Genomic DNA, 20,378 nt, shown 5'->3' on the forward strand with positions numbered 1-20,378 from the left:
CAGCACACACCATCGCCTTGACGCGTGCGGTGCGGGCGGCAACAATCACGCGGCGGGGAAGGAGGGAGAACCCACCCCCACCCCGCCCAACCACCGGCAGGCTCTCGACCCCAGGCGCCCCACGCATCCACCCGACACCGTTCCAGATCACCCCAGATCACCCCAGATCACCCCGGAGCTCTCATGGGGTGTCATCGATCGTGGAGATCGAGACGGTGCCCATGGCACGCAGCCCGCAGCTCGTGGTCCGTATCCCGAGTGCAGAGATCCGTTCAGAGATCCCACCCAGAGGCTCTCCCACCCGCAAATGCTGGAGGACCTCTCACCAATGCTCACCAAAACCGACTCGACGGGTTCACGGCCCGCCCCACACGGGGACCGACAAGACGCTCGGCCACTTCCAACGGGTACCACTCGGCGCTCTCGACCTCGGACTCCTGTACACGCCCGATCTCCCCACAACTCGTGGCGAAGGCGTATCCGAAGTCGAGGTGGAAGTGTGCGGGCTCGTCCTTCTCCGGTCGGGCGGGGACCTCGCCGAACTCGACATAGACGGGAACCGGCGGACCAGGGGCGATCGTGCCCACGTCGACGCCGGTCTCTTCCACCAACTCGCGTGCGGCGCCGGCGATCAGCGTGGAGTCGGTCGGCTCCAGGTGGCCGCCGGGTTGCAGGGTGAGGCCGTAGGCGCGGTGTTCGACCAGCAGGATCTCGGCCCGGTGGCGAACGAGTAGGGCGCCGACGGTGACGTGCATGGGGAAGGTCCGACGTGAGGCGAGGTCGCGGCCCTGGCTCAGCATTCGGGCCGGTTCGGCGAGCGCGGCCGCTTCTTCGGGGTGACGTCGCAGGTACTCGGTCAGCGTGGCTCGGATCTGTGCGTCGGTGATCATCGCGGTGTCCTTCGTCCTGCGGGAAGCCGCTCCACCGGGGGAAAGCGGGGATGCCCGGCCCGGACGGCCTCGGACCCGACACCCCCGCCGCTCACTCGGTCAGTCCAGGGAGTACACGCGCACGTGGTCCACGCGCATCTCCTGCGGGAACTGTGTGCTGCCGTCCGGGTAGCCCGGCCAGTCGCCGCCCACGGCGACGTTGAGGATCATGAAGAACGGCTGGTCGTACACCCACGGGTTTCCTCGGGTGTCCTCCCAGGTGTAGGTCTGGTAGGCGTTGCCGTTGACCGACCAGGTCACCGATCCGGGCCGCCAGTCCACGGCGAAGTCGTGGAAGGTGTCGGCGAAGGACCACCCCTGCGGATGCATGTACGAACCGGTCAGGGGGTTGCCGCCGTGGTATCCGGGTCCGTGCAGGCTGCCGTGCACCAGGTGGGGTTCGCGGCCGATGTTCTCCATGATGTCGATCTCGCCGGAGTCCGGCCAAGGTGTTTGGGGGAAGTTCGCGCCCAGCATCCAGAAGGCCGGCCAGATGCCCTGTCCTCGCGGGATCTGGATGCGTGCCTCGATCCTGCCGTATTGGGGCTGGACCTTGTTCTGTGTGGTCATGCGCGCGGAGGTGTAGGAACCGTCGGCTTCCTGGCGGGCGGTGATGACGAGGTGGCCGTTGCCGTCCAGTGCGGAGTTGGCCCGGCTGTCGGTGTAGTTCTGCAGTTCGTTGTTGCCCCAGCCGTGGTCGCCGGTCTCGTGGTTCCAATTGGCGGGGTCGGGGGCGGAGCCGGCGGGGCCGTCGAACTCGTCCGACCAGACCAGGGTCGCCGCAGTGGGCACCGGTTCCTTGGTCTCGGCGGCGGCGGCGGCGGGGGTGTGCAGGAGGGCGACCGCGGTGAGGAGGGCGGCGGTCGAGGAGGTCAGGGTACGCATGGCGTGCTCCGGGGGGAGGGGCCCAAGGGGCGTGGCGGGCGGAGTCGATCCCTGTGGGTCACGTCGGCCGTGGGTACGGGTTCGGTGACCCCTGGTATTGGAAAGTTACCTTACGTTTAGTCTGGCTGTCCGGCAAGGGGGGAACAGGGCCTTCTTCCCCGCCGGGTCGTCCTTCAGGCTGTGGCGATGGGCAGGAGGATACGGACCGAACTCCCCTGGGGCCCACTCTCTATGGCCACACGGCCGCCCTGCGCCTTCACCAGGGATCGTACGATCGGCAACCCCAGACCGACGAGTCTCCCCGACTGGTCGGAGCGCGTCGTCACGAACGGTTCGAACACGTGCGGGAGCAGTTCTGGATCGACCCCGGTTCCGTCGTCCGTGACGGTCAGGGCCACGGTGCCCTCGTCGACGTCGGTGGCCACGTCGACGACCACGTCCTGTGGGTTGTGGTCGATCGCGTTGGAGATCAGGTTCATCAGGCACTGCTCCAACCTGGCCTGGTCTCCGAGCACGACCTGAGGCGAGGCCTCTTGGAAGACCACTGATCGCGCGAAGGGGAGCGACTCGATCCTGGCCCGCACGGCATCGAAGAGGTCGGGCAGGAACACCGGACCGCGGTCGGCGTCGATCTCGTCGCCGCCGCGTGCCACCGCCATGAGGTCCTCCAGGACCCGACGCAACCGTTCGAGTTCGGCGTGCACGATCTCCGCCTCCGGCCCTCCCAGCAACTCCAGGTGCCCCTCGGCGACCGCGAGCGGGGTGCGTACTTCGTGGGAGATCGCCGCCAGGTAGCGGCGCCGACCCGTGTCCGCCTGTTCGATACGGGTGAGCATCCGGTTGATCTCGGTGGCCAGCTCCCTGACCTCGTCGTGGGTTTTCGGGACGGGCACACGTGTGGTGAGGTCGGCGGGGGAGATCCCCTGCGCGGCCGTCGACACCTCCCGCACCGGGGCCAAGGTGCGACGCACCACCAGCCACAGCGCGATCCCGCCGCCGCCGACACCGATCCCTCCGGCCAGGGCGGTGACCAACAGGACCGTGGCGGCCGTGTCGTGGACCATGTCCAAGGGCGCGACGACGGTGATCACGGCGATCTCCTCGTCGGTCGCGTCGGTGACGGGAGTGTCCAGCACACGGATCCGGCCGACGTCGGTGTCCATCGTTCGGGCGACCCCGGGGACCGAAGCGGGCGCGTCGTCGCCGCGCATGAGCCCCGCGACCTTGGAAGGGCCGCCGGTGCTCTGCAGACGGACCCCGTCGACGTGTATCAGTGAGACATGTCGGGCCCCACTGGGGCGGATCGACAGTGCCCGGCGTGCGGCGCGTTCGGCCTCGGGACCCGACACCACACCGTCCAGCCCGGCGGCGGTGGGCATCTGTTCCCCCAACGTGTCGCTCAGGAGTTCGGACTCCTGACTCAGCAGGCCGTCGACGTCGTTTCGGCCGGAGACCAGGACCAGCTCATAGGTCAGGGCGGTGATACCGCCCACCACCAACACCATCACCAGCAGGGACCGTAGGACCACGCGTTCGGTGAGGCTCACCTGGCGCCGTCGCTCAAGCGATAGCCGACACCGCGCACGGTCTGGATGTGATCCGCTCCGAGTTTGCGGCGCAGTTGGCTGATGTAGACCTCGACGACGTTGGAGGCCCCGTCGAAGTCGTAACCCCAGACCAGGTCCAGCAACCGGGTTTGGGAGAACACCTGACCGGGGTGGTGCAGGAAGACCGCCAACAGGTCGAACTCCCGGGCGGACAGGGCGATGGCGGCACCGTCCACGAAGGCGGTGTGCCGTCCCAGGTCCAAAGTGATGTCCCCGGCGGTCAGGGTGTCGGTACGGTCCTGACCGCCGGTACGCAGCCGGGCGCGGATCCTGGCCAGGAGTTCGTTCACGCTGAACGGTTTGACCATGTAGTCATCGGCGCCGGCGTCGAGGTTGGCGATCCGGTCACCGACCGCGTCCTTGGCGGTGAGCACGATGACCGGTACCGAGGGGCGGCGCAGGCGGAGCCGACGCAGGACCTCCTCACCCGACAGGTGCGGCAACCCCAGGTCCAGGACGATCAGGTCGACATCGGTGGACAGGGCCATGACCAACCCGTCGACACCGTCGGAGGCGGTCACCACCCGGTGTCCGGCGTCCTCCAGGCCGCGCCGGACGAAGGAGACGATGCCCTCCTCATCCTCCACCACCAGAATCGTCACCGCGCCGCACCCTCCTGCTTCCTTGGACCGCTCCAGCATGCCGGTCGATGCTGAGCCCAGCATGAGGGGAACCTGAAAACGGGCTTCAGGTTGGTTTCAGGTTCCCATCATCGCGCTGGTGGACAATGAGGTTCGCTCGACACCCCATCGAGGAAGGAGCCGATGATGCGACGCCTGCCGAGGTTCCTCCTCACCTGCGCGGCCGCCTTGTCGGCCCTGGCCATGGGCGGGTACGTCCTGCTCGGGGACCCGGAAAGGACGGTCGACACGATCCGTCTCGAAGGCTTCACCGGTGCTCCCACCCTCCGCTCCCCGGTGGGGGAGGGCCCCTCCCGGCCGGTCGACGGCCTTGAGCAGTTGGTCGGTGGCCTGCGTTCCGGTGCGGCCGTCGAGGACTGGTACGTCGCGGGTGTCGGGGTCGACGTCGGCCCTCGCGCGTGGTTGCTCACCGATGCGATCGTAGGGGACTTCGATGGCGACGGCGTGGCGGACCCGGTCCTGGCGGAACTGCGTGCCCTGGAGGGCGCCGAGGTCACACTCGGTGTGCGCTATGACTCCGACAGGGACGACGCCGGTGTGTTCACCATCAATGGGTCGCCCCTGCGCGACACCGACGGCGGGCCCGCCCCGTGGGAGGACTCCGGGGCCTCGGGAGAGGCCGGCCGTGGTGAGGTGGCCCTCGCCGCGGAGGAAGCGGTCGGAGAGGGGGCTCGGGCCACCGAAACCGAGCGCGTCGACGAGGCCGGCCGGCGCGGGTGGGAGGTCCGGGTGCGGGGCTCCGACGATCAGGAGTACCACGTGATCCTCGACCTCTCGGGCGCGGTCGTGGATGTCCGCGCGGACCACTGACGGTCGGTGACCGGGGGTTCCGGCGGTTTCGTGCCCCTTCTTCGCTCCCCACCTGAAGGCGACCTTCAGGTTCGTTTCAGGAAGAACTCAGCAACCACTGACACGCTGGGCGGGTTCGGTCGGAAACGGGAGAGGAGGAGGGGTTGTCACGTCCACCATCCCCTCGGTTGTCCACTGGACAGCGGGTCGCCTGTGTCGTCACGGCGTTGACCATCGTCGCAAGTCTGGGCGGCTACGGCTGGTACCAGGGGTTGATCGGCAACATCACCACCACGCAGGTGGACACCGACGAATGGGACCGGCCCACCAGCGTCGAGGGGGTCATGAACCTCCTCATCATCGGGTCCGACGTGCGCTCGGGTGAGAACGCCGACTACGGCGAGGCCGAGGGCGAGCGCCCCGACACCATGCTCATCGCCAGCGTCAACGTGGACAACGGCGCCGCCACCCTGGTCAACCTGCCCCGCGACCTCATGGTCGACCTGCCCGGCTGTGAGGCCGTGGAGGGTTACGAGGGCATGGACCCCCAGCAGGGCATGATCAACTCCGTCATGACCCTGGGTGGGGTGGGCTGCCAGTGGAAGGCCGTGGAACAGGTGACCGGTGTGCACCTGGACCACTTCCTCATGATGGACTTCACCGGGTTCAAGGACATGGTGGACGCCCTGGGCGGGGTGCAGATGTGCATCCCCGAGGCCGTCGACGACCCCAAGGCCCACCTACGGCTGGACGCCGGACTCCAGACACTCGACGGCGAGGACTCCCTGGGCTTCGTGCGTTCCCGCTACGCCCAAGGGGACGGCAGCGACCTGTCGCGGATCGACCGCCAACAGGAGTTCATGGGCGCCATGCTCCGCGAGGTCCTCAGCAGCGACGTCATGACCAACCCGGTCACCATCACCAACTTCCTCCGCGCCGTCACCGACTCCATCAGCACCGACGACGACCTCACCGTCGATATCATGACCGACCTGGCCATCTCCATGCGCGAGGTCGACCTGAACCGGGTCCAGTTCGTCACCGTCCCCAACGGGGCGCACCCCGACGACGAGAACCGCATCATGATGAGCCGGCCCCAGGCCACGGAGCTGTTCGAGGCGATCAACGCGGGAGCGGATGTGTCCGGGGGAGAGAACGGGGACGGGGACGACGCGGCCGATCCACCCGAGATCTCGGTCGAGATCGTCAACAACACCGGCATCGACGGGCTCGCCCTGGAGATCCAGACCCTCCTGGTCGACGAAGGCTTCGTGGTCACCGGTACCGGAAACCCCGAACTGCGCGCCCCCGCCGCGACCACCGTCTACCACGGCCCCGGCGACGAGGCGGCGGCCGAGCTGCTCGCCGGTTCCCTGGACAACGCCGTGACCGAGGAAACCGAAGGGCTGGAGCAGACCCTCGAACTCGTCGCGGGTACCGATTGGAACGGTCTCTCGGGCGACTCCTCGGCCGAGACCGACCTGTCCATCACCGACGACCTGGGCGGCGTCACCGCCGAAGAGGCCGAGGAGAGCGCTTGCTGAGGTAGGACCCCGCACGTTCCACCGATCCGCCGAGCCGGGTACCCCGGGCGGGTATAGGATGATCCCGCTCGACGTCGACCACGGGATCGGAACGGGAATCGGACATGAGGTACACGGCCATGGCCACGGTCGCCGCCGCGGCGCTCGCACTCACGGCGTGCGCCGCTCCACAGACCCAAGAGGGCGCCCCCGCGGACCAGGTCACGGAACTCCTGGCCGCGCACGGGCTCGACGACCTCGAAGGGCTCGACCCCCGGGAGCTCGTCGACCGCCTCGACCTCATGGCCGTGGAGGATCGACCCACCGACCTCATGGCCTCGGTGCGGCCCGGCTCACTGCTCCTGTCCGACACCGCCGGGGGCGAAGAGGTCGAACTCGACCTGCCCGAGGACCTCTTCTACCTGTCCATGGCCCCTTACGTGGACCGGACCCACGACTGTTTCCACCACAGCCTCACCTCCTGCATGGGCGAGCTGCGCGGTGAGGAGGTCACCGTGACCATCACCGACGACGCCGACGACACCGTGCTGGTGGAGGAGACCGCCCCCACCTTCGACAACGGGTTCGTCGGCTACTGGCTGCCCGGCGGCATCGACGCGACCGTCACCGTCGAGTACGAGGGCCGCTCCGGTAGTACGCCGATCTCCACCGGTGCGGACGACCCGACCTGCCTGACCACCCTCGAACTGGTTTGAGGTACTCGACGCCTCAGGGCCGGGCCACACCCGTCCGGTAGGCCCACACCACCGTCTGAAGCCGGTCCCGGGTACCGATCTTGGTCATCGCCCGCCCCAGGTGCGACTTCACGGTGCTGGTCTCGATGAACAACACCTCGGCGATCTCCGCGTTGGACATCCCCTTGGACAGCATCCGAACGATCTCCGCCTCGCGCGAGGTCAGCAGGTCCACCACCTCGGGGGCGCGCTCCTTGGGCGGTCGCCGCCGGGCGAACTCGGCCATCACCCGCCGGGTCACCGACCGGTCCATCAACCCCTGCCCTCGCGCCAACCGCCGTACCGCCTCCACCAGATCGTCCGGGTCGGTGTCCTTGAGGACGAACCCGGACGCGCCGGCCTCCAGCGCCCCGAACACGTACTCGTCGAGGTCGAACGTGGTGATGACCAGCACCTCGGGCGGCTGCCCGCCGGCATGGTCCAGGATCTCCCGGGTCGCGGACAAGCCGTCGCCACCGGGCATGCGCACGTCCATGAGCACCACGTCGGGCTCCATCCGACGGGCCAGTTCCACGGAGCTCGGCCCGTCACCGGCCTCGCCCACCACCTCGATGTCCTCGGCCGACTCCAGGATGACCCGGAACCCGGTCCGAACGATGGCCTGGTCGTCCACCAGCAGCACCCTGATCAACGCGTCTCCTCCCGCTCCACCGGAATCTCCCACCGAACCCGCCAGCCCCCGCCGTCCGTGGGCCCCACGTCCAATCTCGCGCCGACCACGTCCGCGCGCTCACGCATCCCCAACACCCCGAGCCCTCGGTGGCGCCGGTCGGTGTCCGGGGTGCCGCCCCTCTCGTTCTCGACCTCCAACGCGAACCGCGCGGGTCGGTACCACAACCGTACGGACACCTTCGCGCCGGCGGCGTGGTCACGGGTGTTGGTCAGTGCCTCCTGCACCGTCCGGTAGGCGGTCACGTCGGCGATCGGTGGCAGTTCGTAGGGGCTGCCCTCACGAACGAGGCGAAGGTCGGTGCCCAGTTCCCGTTCCGTCGACACGAGTCGTTCCACGGCGGCCAGTCCCGGAACCGGCGCGTCCCGGACCTCCGTCTCGTGGCCGGGCCGCGCCTCCTCCTCGTCCGGGTCGCGTAGTGCCCCCACCACGGCCCGCAGGCCGGTGAGGGTCTCCTTGCCCTGGGTACGCACCCAGTCCATCGCGTGGCGGGCGGCCTCGTCGTCGCGACCGATCAGCCGTTCGGCGGCCCCCGCCTGGACGACCATGCCGGACAGGTGGTGGGCGGCGATGTCGTGCAGCTCCCGCGCCATGCGGGTGCGTTCGGCCCGGATCGCGGTCTGTGCGCGCTCCTTGTGCGCCTGTATCTCTTCGGCGTCGCGCAGCCTCACCAGTTCCGCGTAACGGCGGTGGGTCCCCACGTAGATGCCGATCAGGCCCGGGATGAGGAGCGCCGGCACGGTCAGGATCGGCGCCGTCACCCAGGGAGGCGGTTCGCCCGGCAGTACCAGGGAAACTCCTGCGGCCGGCGCCAGAGCACCCGTGAGCAGGCCCTCCGCCGTCCCGTACACCAGGGCGCACGCCACCAGCACGACCGACAACCGCGACAGTGACAGCACGGTGCCACAGGTGTAGGCGGCGATGAACAGGGCCGGCCCATGGAAGTTGAACCCGGCCGGGGTCAGGGCCGCGAGCAACACCTGGAGCGCCGCGACCCCCACCAGGGACAGGACCGGGTTCCGCCGACGCAGCCCCAGAGGAAGGGCCTGCGTCAGCAACACCAGGCCGGCGGAGACGATCGTTCCCCGGGCGAGCACGACGCCCTCCAACGCCTCCAAGGCGGGCAGGGACACCCACAGGACGGCGACGGACACCGCTGCCACCAGCAGACCCAGGGCGATGTCGCGGCGGGTGTCCCCCCGCAGTCCCAGACCGTCCAGCAGATGATCGAAACGGTGCGTCGCCGACCGATCCATGGTGATGACCTCTCGCCTTAGTAGGACACGCTGGGGAAGAGCAGCCCGAAGGTGACCGCGAACCACTGCACGATCAACAGGGCGATCAGGACCAGGGCACCGCCTACCACATACTTCCATCCCGCGCGCCGTCGGAGGTCCTGGAACAGGCTCCAGGCCGCGGGCAGGATCGCCAGGATCCCGAGCAGTTGCAGCGCCTGGATCGAGCGCAGCACCAGGGTGGGGACGGTCTGGAACTCCATGATGACCATGACGACCGACACCCAGGACGAGAGCGCCACCACGGTGGATCCCACACCGACCCTGGTGAGGACGCGGGCGAGCCGACCTTCGCGGCCGCGCCCGGGTTTGCCGGCCCAGCGCCGCAGAAGGGCCCCGATCGGCCACGACAGCACGGTCACCACCAGGATGAGCACCGCCGCCGCCATGATCGGCAACGCCACCGATTGCTGACGCTCACCGTCGACAGGAAGCAGGGTGAACGCCGACGCGAAGCCGATGGCCTCGACGCTCTGCCCGTCCTCGTCCGGGCGCATGGTGATCACGCTGTGTCCGTCGACCTGGCGCCACACCCACGGTTCGATCTCCTCGTAGACCGTTGGAACGAACGTTTCCGGTCCGGGGGAGACCAGGATCGTCCCGTCGCCGAGGTCCTGTACCCGGGTCTGCCCCAGGAGGTTCAGGGTGGCGAGGAAGTTGCTCTCCATCTGCCGTGAGCTGATGTAGTAGCCCTCGGCGAGGGCGGCGTGTTCGGCGGCCGTGTCCTCGACCGAGGCGTCCTCGACGCTTCCCTCCTCGGCGGGGAAGTACCGGTCGAAGAATCCGTCCACGACGTCCATGCGCAGGAGGTGGCTGGCCATGTCCGCGTTGCCGCTGCCGTTGAGGGTCACGAAGATGCCGCTGCGCGCCTCGGGCAGGAACTGCATCTCGGTGTGGAAGTGCTGGGTGTCCCCGCCGTGCCCGAGGATGCGGTGACCGTTACGGTCCTCCTCGAAGAGCCCCAGCGTCATCCGCGGTCCACCCGCCATGGGGCCCAGGACGTCCTCGTCCAGGGCCGGGGCGTGCATCTGCTCCAGGGTGGCGGGTTCGAGGATCTCCCCTTCGCCCTCCTGTGGCATGTGAGCGAGCATGAACCGCGCCATGTCGGTGGCCGAGGCGGTGAACGCGCCGGCGGGGGCCTCGGCGACCGTCTCGAACGGTTGGGCGGGGCCGCCGGTGACCTCATAGGCGCCGGACAGACGTTCCCGCAGGTCGTCGGGTAGCGGCTGGGCGAAGGAGGAGGAGTCCATGCCGAGTGGTTCCAGGACCTCGGACCGGACGTACTCGTCGAAGGGGACGCCGCTGACCTGTTCGACGATGAGTCCGGCGAGCGAGTTGCCGTGGTTGGAGTAGGACGGGACCTCACCGGGCGGGTAGATCTGCTCCGGTGGGTCGGTGCTCAGACGTTGGGCCAGATCGGTCTCGGCGCCCTCGGCGAGGATGGCCCCTTCGATGCTTTCCTCGAACCCGGGTGTGTGGGTCAGCAGGTGCCGCATCGTGATGGGCTCGTCGAAGTTCTTGGGCTGGGGGAAGTCGAGGTATTCGTCGATGTCGGTGTCCAGGTCGATCTCCCCGCGCTCCACCAGTTGCATGGCGGCGGTGGCGGTGAACACCTTGGAGACGGAACCGACCCTGAAGAGGGTTTCCTCCGGATCGACGGGTACCGGTTCCTCCCCGTCGACGCCGGTGTCGGCGTAGCCGTAGCCGCGGGCGGTGAGCAGTTCACCGTCGTGGACCACGGAGATCGAGGCGCCGGGGATCTCGGTCCTCGCCAACTCCGTGGGGACCAATCCGTCCAACCAGGCGTTGACGTTCTCCTCGGTGAGTTCGGCGGTTACGGGGGGCACGGGGGCGGGGGCGGCCGCGACCGGGTCGGCCGAGCCGGAGGCGCACCCGGTGGCGAGCACGGCCAGGGCGCCGAGGGCGGCGGCCAGGGTCACCGGGGTCCGGTACCGGCGGGTGGGTGGGTCGGTCTTCATGGGGATCACGGATCTCCTTCTCGTGTGTGATCCCAGCCTTGTGGAGGGCGCCCCCTCGCCGCATCGGGCGCGGGTCGAGACCGCGTCTACGACCTTTGGTGGAGGCGGCCACCCTCAGAACCCTTCGAGCAGTACCTTCGCCACGTCGCCGTCGGTCACCAGGGTCGAGACCAACCCGCTCTTGAGCACCGCGCCGATCGCCCGGGCCTTGGCCTCGTCGCCCGCTCCGGCGACCGCCACCACCTCGGGAACCTCGCGCAGTCGGTCGGTGTCGATGCTGATGACCCGCTCGTCCAGGTCGGTGTGGATGCGCCGCCCCTCGGAGTCGAAGAGCTGGGCGGACATCTCCGCGCTCACGCCCAGCGCCGTGTACCGCTCGCGCGCCCGCGGGGTCAGCGCGGGATAGACGGTCGAGTTGTGCTCGTCCCAGCCGCCGATGGCCACCACGGCGGTGGAGAGTCGATCGAAGTGCCCGAACGCGGCGGCGATGCCCGGGTCGGCGCGCAGGGTCCGCGCGGTCGCCGCGTCCGGCAGGATGAGCGGCGCGTAGATCGGGTACGCCGCGCCACCGGACAGCCGCGCCACCCTGCGTACCGTCTCCACCGACCCGCCGGCCTCGGTGTGCTCCGAGAGCACCCCGTTGAGTTGCACCACCGTGCATCGGGGCAGTTCGACCATCTCCGCGCCCATGGCCTGGAGGCCGCGACTCCAGGCCAGTCCCAGCACGTCGTCGGGGCGCACGATCTCGGCCAGCAGTCGAGCCGCCACCGAACCCAGGGCCCGGCGGGTCTCCAGTGGGTCCTCCAAGGCGTCCACGACGATGGCCCGCCGCAGCCCGTAGGCCTCTCTGAGCCGTTCGGACTGTTCCCCGGCCAGCCGCGCGGGCAACCGGATGTCGATGCGCACGATCCCGCTCGTTCGAGCGGTCTCCAGGTCGCGAGCGATCTTGAACCGGCTCAGTCCGAACTCCTCGGCGATCTCCACCTTGGAGCGTCCCTCCAGGTAGAACCTGCGGGCTATCGCGGCGAGCCGCACCATCTCCGCGGGGCCGTCGGGGGTAGGGTCACTGCGCCGATCGCTCATATGTGCATGAGTGTACTCGATTGTTGCTCCACCCATTGACACGCTGATTCCGGTGGGCTTTGAATGTACGAACATCTGTGACACAGATCGCTCAAACGAGCGATCACGCTTTCGGGAGGGTTCAGCCGTGCGCGCCGCCATCATCACCGAACCGGGATCCCTCGCCGTGGGAGACCGCCCGGAACCCACTCCCGCCCCCGACGGAGTCGTCGTCCGGGTCGGAGCCTGTGGCATCTGCGGGACCGACCTGCACATCGCCGACGGGGAGTTTCCGCCCAGCCCCTACCCGCTGGTGCCCGGCCACGAGTTCGCCGGTACCGTGACCGCCGTCGGCGAGCGCGCCCCCGGGGGCCTGCGCCCCGGCGACCGGGTGGCCGTCGACCCCTCGCTGTTCTGCGGACACTGCGAGTACTGTCGCGCCGGACGCGGCAACCTCTGTGCCAACTGGGGCGCGATCGGCGACACCGTCGACGGCGCCTTCGCCGAGTACGTGGCCGTCCCCGCCGCCAACTGCTACCGCATGCCCGACTCGATGAGCATGCGCGAGGGCGCCCTCGTCGAACCTTTGTCCTGCGCCGTGCACGGCGTGCGACGCATCGGCGTGGAGAACGGCGAACGCTTCCTGCTGATCGGCGCCGGCACCATGGGCCTGCTCCTGCAACAGCTGCTCCAAAGCTCCGGTGCCCGGGTGACGATGGTCGACCGCAACACCCGCCGCCTGGCCATCTCCGCCGACCTGGGCGCCGAACACACCGCCACCGACGTCACCGAACTGGACGGTGTCGGACCGGCCGACGGCTTCGACGCCGCGGTGGACGTCACCGGGGCGCCCCCCGCCATCGAAGCGGCCTTCATGTCCCTGCGCAGAGGGGGACGCCTGCTCGTCTTCGGGGTCGCCGACGGAGAGGCCCAGATCTCGCTCTCGCCCTTCCGGATCTACAACGACGAGATCACCATCGTGGGCTCCATGGCCGTGCTGAACAGTTACGGAGCCGCCGTGGACCTCATGGCCTCCGGGGCGATCCAGACCGCGCCGCTGCTCACCGACACCCTGCCCCTGGAGAAGTTCCCGGAGGCACTGGCCATGATGCGGGCCGGTAGCGGGGTCAAGATCCAGGTCGTCCCCGAGACCTCCGCCTGAGCCGGAAAGGCATCACCGTGCGCACCACCACCTTCACCACCGGCGCCACCGCCGTGGCGGCCTCGGCGCTCCTGCTCACCGGCTGCGCCGGGGCGGGGGCCACCTCCGCGGGGGAGGGGGCCGTCCGACTGACCGTCGCGATCGTGTCCAACCCACAGATGCAGGACGCGATCTCCCTGCAGGACGAGTTCCGCGAGGAGAACCCCGGCATCGAGGTCGACTTCGTGTCCCTGCCCGAGAACGAGGCCCGCGCCAAGATCACCACGTCCGTGGCCACCGGCGGGGGCGAGTTCGACGCCGTCATGATCAGCAACTACGAGACCCGTCAGTGGGCCGAGTACGGCTGGCTGGAGAACCTGCAACCCCTCATCGACGAATCCGAGGGCTACGACCACGAGGACTTCATCCCCTCCCTGCGCGAGGACCTGTCCGTGGACGGCGACATGTACTCGGTGCCCTTCTACGGGGAGTCGTCCTTCCTGACCTACCGCACCGACCTGTTCGAACAGGCCGGCCTGGAGATGCCCGAGAACCCCACCTGGGACGAGGTCGCCGATCTCGCGGCCGAACTCGACGGGGTGGAGCCGGGCGTGGCCGGGATCTGCATGCGCGGCCTGGCCGGGTGGGGTGAGGTCCTCAGCCCGTTCAACAGCGTCCTCAACACCTTCGGCGGCCGCTGGTACGACGAGGAGTGGAACGCCGAACTCGACTCCCCGCAGTTCCAGGAGGCCGCCGAATTCTACGTGGACCTGGTCCGCGAACAAGGCCAGCCCGGCGCCGCCAACAGCGGCTTCGGTGACTGCCTGAACCACTACTCCCAGGGCCGCGCGGCCATGTTCTACGACTCCACCTCCATGGTCAGCACCATCGAGGACGAGAACACCGCGACCGTGGCCGGACTCAACGGCTACGCGCCCGCCCCGGTGGCCGAGAGCGACTACGGCGGCTGGCTCTACGCCTGGGCCCTGGGCATCCCCTCCACCTCCGAGCACAAGGAGGAGGCCTGGACCTTCCTGGAGTGGATGACCGACCGGGACTACGTGCGCACGGTCGCCGAGGAGTACGGCTGGCAGCGGGTCCCGCCCGGCAACCGACTGTCCACCTTCGAGGAGCCCGCGTACCAGGAGGTCGCGGGGGCCTACGCCGAACCCATGCTCCAGGGCATCGAGGAGGCCGACCCGCAGGACCCGGGCACCCGACCCGTCCCCTACGACGGCATCGGATTCCTGGCCATCCCCGAGTTCCAGGACCTGGGCACCCGGGTCAGTCAGCAGCTCAGCGCCGCCATCGCCGGACGGATCACCGTCGAAGAGGCGCTCGCGCAGAGCCAGGAGTACGCCGAGACGGTCGGCGACACCTACAAGGAGGACGGGCGATGAGCACGGCGACGGCACCCGCCGAGAAGACGTCCGGGAAACCGACCGCACCCGCGGCCCGCACCGGTCGCGGCCCACGCGCCGCCGGGTGGGTGCGCCGGGCACCCCTGCTGCCCGCGCTGGTGTTCATGCTGGTCGTCACCCAGCTGCCGTTCCTGGCCACCATCGTCTACTCGCTCAGGTCCTGGAACCTGGTGCGCCCCGACTCCCAGGCGTGGGTGGGGCTCACCAACTACCTGGCGGTCTTCACCGACCGGCAGTTCCTCGCCGCGACGGCCAACACGGTGCTCATCACCGCCGCCTGCGTGGTGGTGGCGATGCTGTTGGGCGTCGGCCTGGCCCTGCTGTTGGACCGGAAATTCTGGGGGAGGGGCGTGGTGCGCACCCTCATCATCACCCCGTTCCTCATCCTGCCGGTGGCCACCGCGCTGCTGTGGAAGCACATCATGTTCGAGCCGGTGTTCGGCCTGATCAACTTCGTGCTCTCCCCACTGGGCGTGGAAACCTACGACTGGGTCTCCCAGACACCGATCGTGTCCGTGGTCATCGCCCTGGTGTGGCAGTGGACCCCGTTCATGACGTTGCTGGTCCTTGCCGGTCTCCAGAGCCAGGACACCGACGCCCTGGAGGCCGGACAGGTCGACGGCGCCTCCAGGTGGCAGAGCTTCGTGTGGATCACCCTGCCGCACCTGCGCCGCTACATCGAACTGGGCGTCCTGCTGGGGTCGATCTACGTGGTCAACACCTTCGACACGATCTACATGATGACCCAGGGCGGCCCGGGCACGGCCAGCTCCAACCTGCCCTTCTACATCTACCAGCGCACCTTCCTCGGCTTCGACATCGGTCAGTCGGCGGCGATGGGCGTCGTGGTGGTGGTCGGCACCATCCTCGTGGCGATGCTGGCGCTGCGACTGATCTTCCGCACGTTCATGAACGCACAGGAGGCCACATCGTGACCGCCCAGGCCACCGCACCCTCGGCCTCCGCCGACACCCGCGTCCCGCACCGGCCGCGCCGGCCGATCGGCGCGATCGCCCTGAGCGTGTTCACCTGGCTCGTGGGCCTGGTGTTCGTCGCACCCGTCCTGTGGCTGGTGCTGACCGCGTTCAAGCAGGAGAACCAGGCCGCCACCGACCCGCCCACGCTCTTCTTCCAACCCACCCTGGACCGGTTCGCCGCGGTGCTGGGCGCGGACTTCATGCCCTACCTGGGCAACTCCGTGATCGCCACCCTGGCCTCCACGCTCCTGGTGCTGGCCCTGGGCATACCCGCGGCGTACGCGCTGTCCATCGCCCCGGTCAAGCGCACCAACGACGTGCTGTTCTTCTTCATTTCCACGAAGATGCTGCCGGTGGTGGCGGTGGTCGTGCCGATCTACGTCGCGGCCGCGCACCTGTCCATGCTCGACAACATCTGGACCCTGGTGGTGCTGTACACGGCGATGAACCTGCCCATCGCGGTGTGGATGCTGCGCTCGTTCTTCCTGGAGGTGCCCAAGGCGATCGTGGAGGCCGCCCGGGTGGAGGGGGCGGGTCTGGGCCGGGTGCTGTGGTCGGTGATGCTGCCGATCATGGCACCGGGCATCGCGGCCACCGCCCTGATCTGCATGATCTTCGCGTGGAACGAGTTCTTCTTCGCGGTCAACCTGACCGCCGCCCAGGCCGCCACCGTCCCGGTCTTCCTCACCGGCTTCATCACCAGCGAGGGACTGTTCGTGGCGCAGCTGTCGGCCGCCGTGGTCATGGCGTCGCTGCCCATCGTGGTGATCGGCTGGACCGCCCAGCGTCAACTCGTCCGCGGCCTGTCCATGGGCGCCGTCAAGTAGTGGATTCTTCGATCGGGTGCCCGTAATGTGGGCGCCCGATCGGAAAGGACCCCCGTTGAAGACGTTCACCCTGCCCGGAACGGGCATCACCGTTCCCAATGTCGTGCTCGGGCTGATGCGCATCGCCCGCAAGACCGACGAGGAGATCCGCGCCCTGGTCGGCGCCGCACGCGAGGCGGGGATCGACTTCATCGACCACGCCGACATCTACGGGCCCACCACCCACGCCTGTGAACGTCGCTTCGCCGAGGCGATGCGCCTGACCCCCTCCGAGCGCGAGTCCCTGACCATCCAGACCAAGGCCGGTATCGTCCCCGACGGGCCCTACTTCGACCACTCCTACGAGCACATCGTGGCCTCCGTCGAGGGTTCCCTGCGGGCCCTGGACACCGACCACGTCGACATCCTGCTGCTGCACCGACCCGACGCGCTCGTCGAACCCGAGGAGGTCGCCCGCGCCTTCGACGAACTCGAAGCGGCCGGGAAGGTGCGCGCCTTCGGGGTCTCCAACCACACACCCCGCCAGGTCGACCTGCTGCGCAGGTACGTGCGGCAGCCGATCGTGGCCAACCAGCTCCAGCTGTCCATCACCCACGCCCCGATCATCACCCAGGGCCTGGCGTCGAACATGCTGGGCGAGCCCCAGTCGGCCACCCTCGACGGCGGCGGTGTCCTGGACCACGCCCGCCTGCACGACATCACCGTGCAGGCCTGGTCGCCCTTCCAGGCCGGGTTCTTCGACGGGGTGTTCCTGGGCTCGGACGAACACGCCGAACTCAACGCGGTCATCGACCGTCTCGCGGAGAAGTACGGCGTGCCGCCCATCGCGGTGGCCACCGCCTGGATCACCCGCCACCCCGCGCGGATGCAGGTCGTACTGGGCACCACCACCCCCGAGCGGGTCACCGGCGCCGCCCAGGGTTCGGAGCTGAACCTGACCCGCCCCGAGTGGTACGAACTGACCCGCGCCGCAGGTCACCGCGTTCCCTGACCCCGCGAAGGGGTCCCTCGTCGGGCCGATCTCCGGTACTGTACCGTCTGGACGGTTCATGAAAGGAGAGGCATGGGAAGCGCGGAGGAAAGAGGGGGCGGGCTCTCGATACGGGCGGCCGGCCGTCGGGACGTGAGGGCCGTGTCCCGGGTGCTGGCACGGGCCTTCGAGAAGGACCCGTTCGTGGCGTGGATGTTCCCCGAGGACCTCGGGCGGCGGGCACGCCGGCTCTACGCGATCGAGGCCGGGTTCGAGTACCTGCCGTACGGGCTGATGGACGTAGCCGTGCTCGACGACCGGGTCGTAGGCGCTGCCCTGTGGGGCAGACCCGACGTCTCCACGGGCCCGGGCGCCCTGCGCTCCCTTCCGCACCTGGCCGCGCTCTTCGGGGCGGATCGGCTGCCCACCGTGCTCCGGGGCCTCACCAGCCTTTCCGAACACACACCCCGCACGCCGCACTGGTACCTCGCGGAACTGGGCACCGACCCCGACGTTCGTGGCGTCGGGGCCGGTGTGGGCCTGCTGCGTCATGGGCTGGAACGGGCCGACCTGCACGGTGCGCCGGTCTTCCTGGAGTCGAGCAACACGGAGAACCTGCCGTTCTACGAACGCTTCGGGTTCCGAGTCCTGACCGAGGTCCCCATGCCCGACGGGCCGACCCTGCACACCATGCTGCGCGACCCGGCCCAGGCCGACGATCACTGACCGATCAGTCGATCAGTGATCGACCCCGCTGAGCTCGTTGGGGGTCTGCTCCAGCGTCACCGAGGCGGTGACCTCACCATCGGCCAGGTCCACGGCGTGCACCTGGTCGGTGGCGGTGTCGGTCACGTAGGCGGTGCCACCGCGCACGAACAGGGCGGGACGGGGCTCCTGCCACTCCAGCGGCTCCTCCCAGGCGTCCATCAGGTCGATGCCGTCGGTGATCTCGGCCGATTCGGGGTCGATCACGTGCAACGTGCCGTCGGTGCCCAGGACCAGGGCCTCACCGTCCGGGCCACGGCCCAGGGAACGGAAGGTGTAGCTGGAGGGCAGGTCGACCAGATCCATGGAGGAGTCGGCGGTGTCGACGAGGGCGACCTGCTCGGGGCGTTCCAGCTCGGCGTCCGGGTCGGTCTTGTAGTCGCCCAGGACGATGGGGGAGTCCTCGGAGCCGGCCTGGTTGCCGATGCGCCCGTAGTCGTCCTCGCTGTCCACCTTGGTGAACTCGCCGTCCTGGTAGGTCAGGACACCGTCCTCGCAACCGATGACCACGGCCTCACCCTCGGCCGTGGTCTCCCCGTGCACGCCGGGGCACTCCTCGCTTCGGGCGACCTCTTCGTGGTTCTCGTCCAGGACGATGGCGCCGACACGTTCCTCCTCGTCGCCGAGGGTGACGAGCAGCTCCCCGTTCCCCAGTTCCACGGCCACGCCGTGGTGGGCCTCCTCGGTGGTGTAGGTGTCGAGGTCGGCGGGCGTTCCCTCGCCGAGCGCGTCGGTGTCGAAGGCGGTCACCTCACCGGTTCCGTCGGCGAACAGCACGGTGCGGCCCGCGTGCCGGACCACGTGCCCGGGGGTGTCCGCGGCGAAGACCGTGTCGGTCAGCCGCGCGCCGACGGCGTCCAGGACCTGGAAGCCCTCGGAGGTGGAGACGAACACGTGCTGCTCGTCCCCGGCGGGGTTGAGGCGGTTGAACCCCTCCAGTTCGATGTCCTCGATGACCTCCAGGGTTTGGCCGTCCAGGACGTAGAGGCCACCGTCGTAGGTGGTGACGATCGGTTCGTTCACCGAGACGCCGGTCTCGTCGGAGGTCTCCGCTCCGGCCTCGGAGGAGCTGTCGTCGTCGGTGCCACAGGCGGTCAGCAACAGCCCCGCGCAGAGCAGGACGGGTAGTGCGGCCCGGCGTCGATGGTGCGGTGTGCGCATGGTTCTCTTTCGGTTCTCGGTGTGGGAGAAAACGGCCGTGGCGGGAGACCACGACGTGGGGACCCGGAGTTCGGGTCAGTCGCCGCCGAGTCCGGCGGCGATGGCTTCGGTGTTGGCGCGCATCATCTCCAGGTAGGTGGCGGCGCCCCCGCCCTCCTCGGTGAGGGATTCGGAGTAGAGCGGGACGACCTCGATCTCCACCCCCGCCTCCTCGGCCATGACGGTGGCCAGCCGGTCGGGTTGGGAGGAGTCGGCGAAGACGGCCGAGACACCTGCTTCGGCGACGGCGTCGGAGAGGTCCTTGAGGTCGGAGGTGCTGGGCGAGGCCAGGGTCGTGCCGCTGGGGATGACCGCGCCGATGACCTCGAAGTCGTAGCGGTCGGCGAGGTAGCCGAAGACGTGGTGGTTGGTCACGAGCCGGCGGTCCTCGTCCGGCAGGGCGGCGAACTCCTCGCCCATCCACGCGTCGAGTTCCCGGACCTGGGTGATGTAGGCCTCGGCGTTGGCGCGCACGGTGTCGGCGTCGGCCCCGTCGACCTCCTCGACCACGTGTTCGGTGATCAGGTCCACCGCCATGAGCACACGGGCCGGGTCGGTCCAAAAGTGCGGGTCGGGCTCGCCCTCGCTCTCGTCGGAGGTGTAGGGGAGGGGGGCGACGTTCGCGCCGACCTCCAGGGCGGGCACGCCCGCCTCCTCCGCGGCGGCGACGTTGCGCGCGATCCCCTCCTCCAGACCGAGACCGTTGTGCACGACCAGGTCGGCGTTCTCCAGCCTCGCGGCCTCCTGGGCGGAGACGCCGAAGGAGTGCGGGTCGGCGTTGGGCTTCATCAGTACGGTCACCTCGGCCTGGTCGCCGACGATCTCCCGGGTGATGTCGCCGAGGATGTTGGTGGTCACCACGATCCCCTCACCGCCGTCGTCGGCGGAGCAGGCGCCCAGCGCGACGACGAGTCCGGTGACGGTGAGCGCGGCCAAAGCCTT

At 69.1% G+C, this 20,378-nt stretch carries 19 protein-coding genes; 9 read left to right on the forward strand and 10 right to left on the reverse strand.

Annotated elements, in window-relative coordinates:
- Positions 1-332: 332 nt before the first annotated feature.
- From ACWGSK_RS23045 to ACWGSK_RS23060, 4 genes are all read right to left on the reverse strand, one after another.
- Positions 333-890 (reverse strand): NUDIX hydrolase, encoded by a 558-nt coding sequence (locus ACWGSK_RS23045; protein ID WP_452456713.1) that lies wholly within the window; start codon positions 888-890, stop codon positions 333-335.
- Between the two features lie 99 nt (positions 891-989).
- On the reverse strand, positions 990-1,814 hold the full coding sequence (locus ACWGSK_RS23050; RefSeq protein WP_452456714.1) for a glycoside hydrolase family 16 protein: 825 nt from the start codon (positions 1,812-1,814) through the stop codon (positions 990-992).
- A 173-nt stretch (positions 1,815-1,987) separates the two neighbouring features.
- Positions 1,988-3,361 carry an ATP-binding protein gene (locus ACWGSK_RS23055; protein WP_452456715.1) on the reverse strand — a complete coding sequence of 458 codons (1,374 nt, stop codon included), beginning with the start codon at positions 3,359-3,361 and terminating at the stop codon, positions 1,988-1,990.
- Positions 3,358-4,023, reverse strand: coding sequence for a response regulator transcription factor (locus ACWGSK_RS23060; protein WP_358516090.1), 666 nt, complete (start codon positions 4,021-4,023; stop codon positions 3,358-3,360). Before ACWGSK_RS23060 ends, ACWGSK_RS23055 begins: the two co-directional genes overlap by 4 nt.
- A 162-nt stretch (positions 4,024-4,185) precedes the next feature.
- Between ACWGSK_RS23060 and ACWGSK_RS23065 the strand changes: the two genes are divergently transcribed.
- The 3 genes from ACWGSK_RS23065 to ACWGSK_RS23075 all read left to right on the forward strand — a co-directional run bounded on the left by ACWGSK_RS23065 (position 4,186) and on the right by ACWGSK_RS23075 (position 7,090).
- On the forward strand, positions 4,186-4,872 hold the full coding sequence (locus ACWGSK_RS23065; protein ID WP_087103411.1) for a PepSY domain-containing protein: 687 nt from the start codon (positions 4,186-4,188) through the stop codon (positions 4,870-4,872).
- A 143-nt stretch (positions 4,873-5,015) separates the two neighbouring features.
- Positions 5,016-6,395, forward strand: a complete 1,380-nt coding sequence (locus ACWGSK_RS23070) for an LCP family protein (RefSeq protein WP_452456716.1) — start codon at positions 5,016-5,018, stop codon at positions 6,393-6,395.
- A 104-nt stretch (positions 6,396-6,499) separates the two neighbouring features.
- The gene (locus tag ACWGSK_RS23075; protein WP_452456717.1) at positions 6,500-7,090 is read left to right on the forward strand and encodes a CueP family metal-binding protein; all 591 of its coding nucleotides are present in this window, start codon (positions 6,500-6,502) and stop codon (positions 7,088-7,090) included.
- Between the two features lie 13 nt (positions 7,091-7,103).
- Here the strand turns inward: ACWGSK_RS23075 and ACWGSK_RS23080 are convergent, their stop codons facing one another.
- The 4 genes from ACWGSK_RS23080 to ACWGSK_RS23095 form a co-directional block, all read right to left on the reverse strand.
- Complete coding sequence (locus ACWGSK_RS23080; protein WP_452456718.1) at positions 7,104-7,760, reverse strand: response regulator transcription factor; 657 nt, start codon at positions 7,758-7,760, stop codon at positions 7,104-7,106.
- On the reverse strand, positions 7,757-9,055 hold the full coding sequence (locus ACWGSK_RS23085; RefSeq protein ID WP_452456719.1) for a sensor histidine kinase: 1,299 nt from the start codon (positions 9,053-9,055) through the stop codon (positions 7,757-7,759). The genes ACWGSK_RS23080 and ACWGSK_RS23085 overlap by 4 nt, the downstream gene beginning before the upstream one ends.
- Before the next feature lie 17 nt (positions 9,056-9,072).
- On the reverse strand, positions 9,073-11,073 hold the full coding sequence (locus ACWGSK_RS23090; RefSeq protein WP_452456720.1) for a serine hydrolase: 2,001 nt from the start codon (positions 11,071-11,073) through the stop codon (positions 9,073-9,075).
- A gap of 114 nt (positions 11,074-11,187) precedes the next feature.
- Complete coding sequence (locus ACWGSK_RS23095; protein WP_452456830.1) at positions 11,188-12,111, reverse strand: sugar-binding transcriptional regulator; 924 nt, start codon at positions 12,109-12,111, stop codon at positions 11,188-11,190.
- A gap of 172 nt (positions 12,112-12,283) precedes the next feature.
- Between ACWGSK_RS23095 and ACWGSK_RS23100 the strand changes: the two genes are divergently transcribed.
- The 6 genes from ACWGSK_RS23100 to ACWGSK_RS23125 all read left to right on the forward strand — a co-directional run bounded on the left by ACWGSK_RS23100 (position 12,284) and on the right by ACWGSK_RS23125 (position 18,197).
- Entirely contained in the window at positions 12,284-13,297 is a 1,014-nt protein-coding gene (locus ACWGSK_RS23100) for a zinc-dependent alcohol dehydrogenase family protein (RefSeq protein ID WP_087103424.1), read from the forward strand.
- A gap of 17 nt (positions 13,298-13,314) precedes the next feature.
- Positions 13,315-14,676 carry an ABC transporter substrate-binding protein gene (locus ACWGSK_RS23105; RefSeq protein ID WP_452456721.1) on the forward strand — a complete coding sequence of 454 codons (1,362 nt, stop codon included), beginning with the start codon at positions 13,315-13,317 and terminating at the stop codon, positions 14,674-14,676.
- Positions 14,673-15,632 (forward strand): carbohydrate ABC transporter permease, encoded by a 960-nt coding sequence (locus ACWGSK_RS23110; RefSeq protein ID WP_087103428.1) that lies wholly within the window; start codon positions 14,673-14,675, stop codon positions 15,630-15,632. The genes ACWGSK_RS23105 and ACWGSK_RS23110 overlap by 4 nt, the downstream gene beginning before the upstream one ends.
- On the forward strand, positions 15,629-16,501 hold the full coding sequence (locus ACWGSK_RS23115) for a carbohydrate ABC transporter permease (RefSeq protein WP_452456722.1): 873 nt from the start codon (positions 15,629-15,631) through the stop codon (positions 16,499-16,501). The genes ACWGSK_RS23110 and ACWGSK_RS23115 overlap by 4 nt, the downstream gene beginning before the upstream one ends.
- A gap of 55 nt (positions 16,502-16,556) precedes the next feature.
- Entirely contained in the window at positions 16,557-17,492 is a 936-nt protein-coding gene (locus ACWGSK_RS23120) for an aldo/keto reductase (protein ID WP_358506197.1), read from the forward strand.
- 72 nt (positions 17,493-17,564) lie between these two features.
- A complete protein-coding gene (locus ACWGSK_RS23125; protein WP_452456723.1) occupies positions 17,565-18,197 on the forward strand; it encodes a GNAT family N-acetyltransferase in 633 nt (210 codons plus the stop codon).
- 12 nt (positions 18,198-18,209) lie between these two features.
- Here ACWGSK_RS23125 and aztD read toward each other — a convergent pair whose 3' ends face one another.
- Positions 18,210-19,397, reverse strand: a complete 1,188-nt coding sequence (gene aztD, locus ACWGSK_RS23130; protein ID WP_452456724.1) for a zinc metallochaperone AztD — start codon at positions 19,395-19,397, stop codon at positions 18,210-18,212.
- A 75-nt stretch (positions 19,398-19,472) separates the two neighbouring features.
- Complete coding sequence (gene aztC, locus ACWGSK_RS23135) at positions 19,473-20,336, reverse strand: zinc ABC transporter substrate-binding protein AztC (protein WP_452456831.1); 864 nt, start codon at positions 20,334-20,336, stop codon at positions 19,473-19,475.
- Positions 20,337-20,378 lie beyond the last annotated feature (42 nt).

The organism is Nocardiopsis sp. NPDC055551 (genome assembly GCF_053619415.1).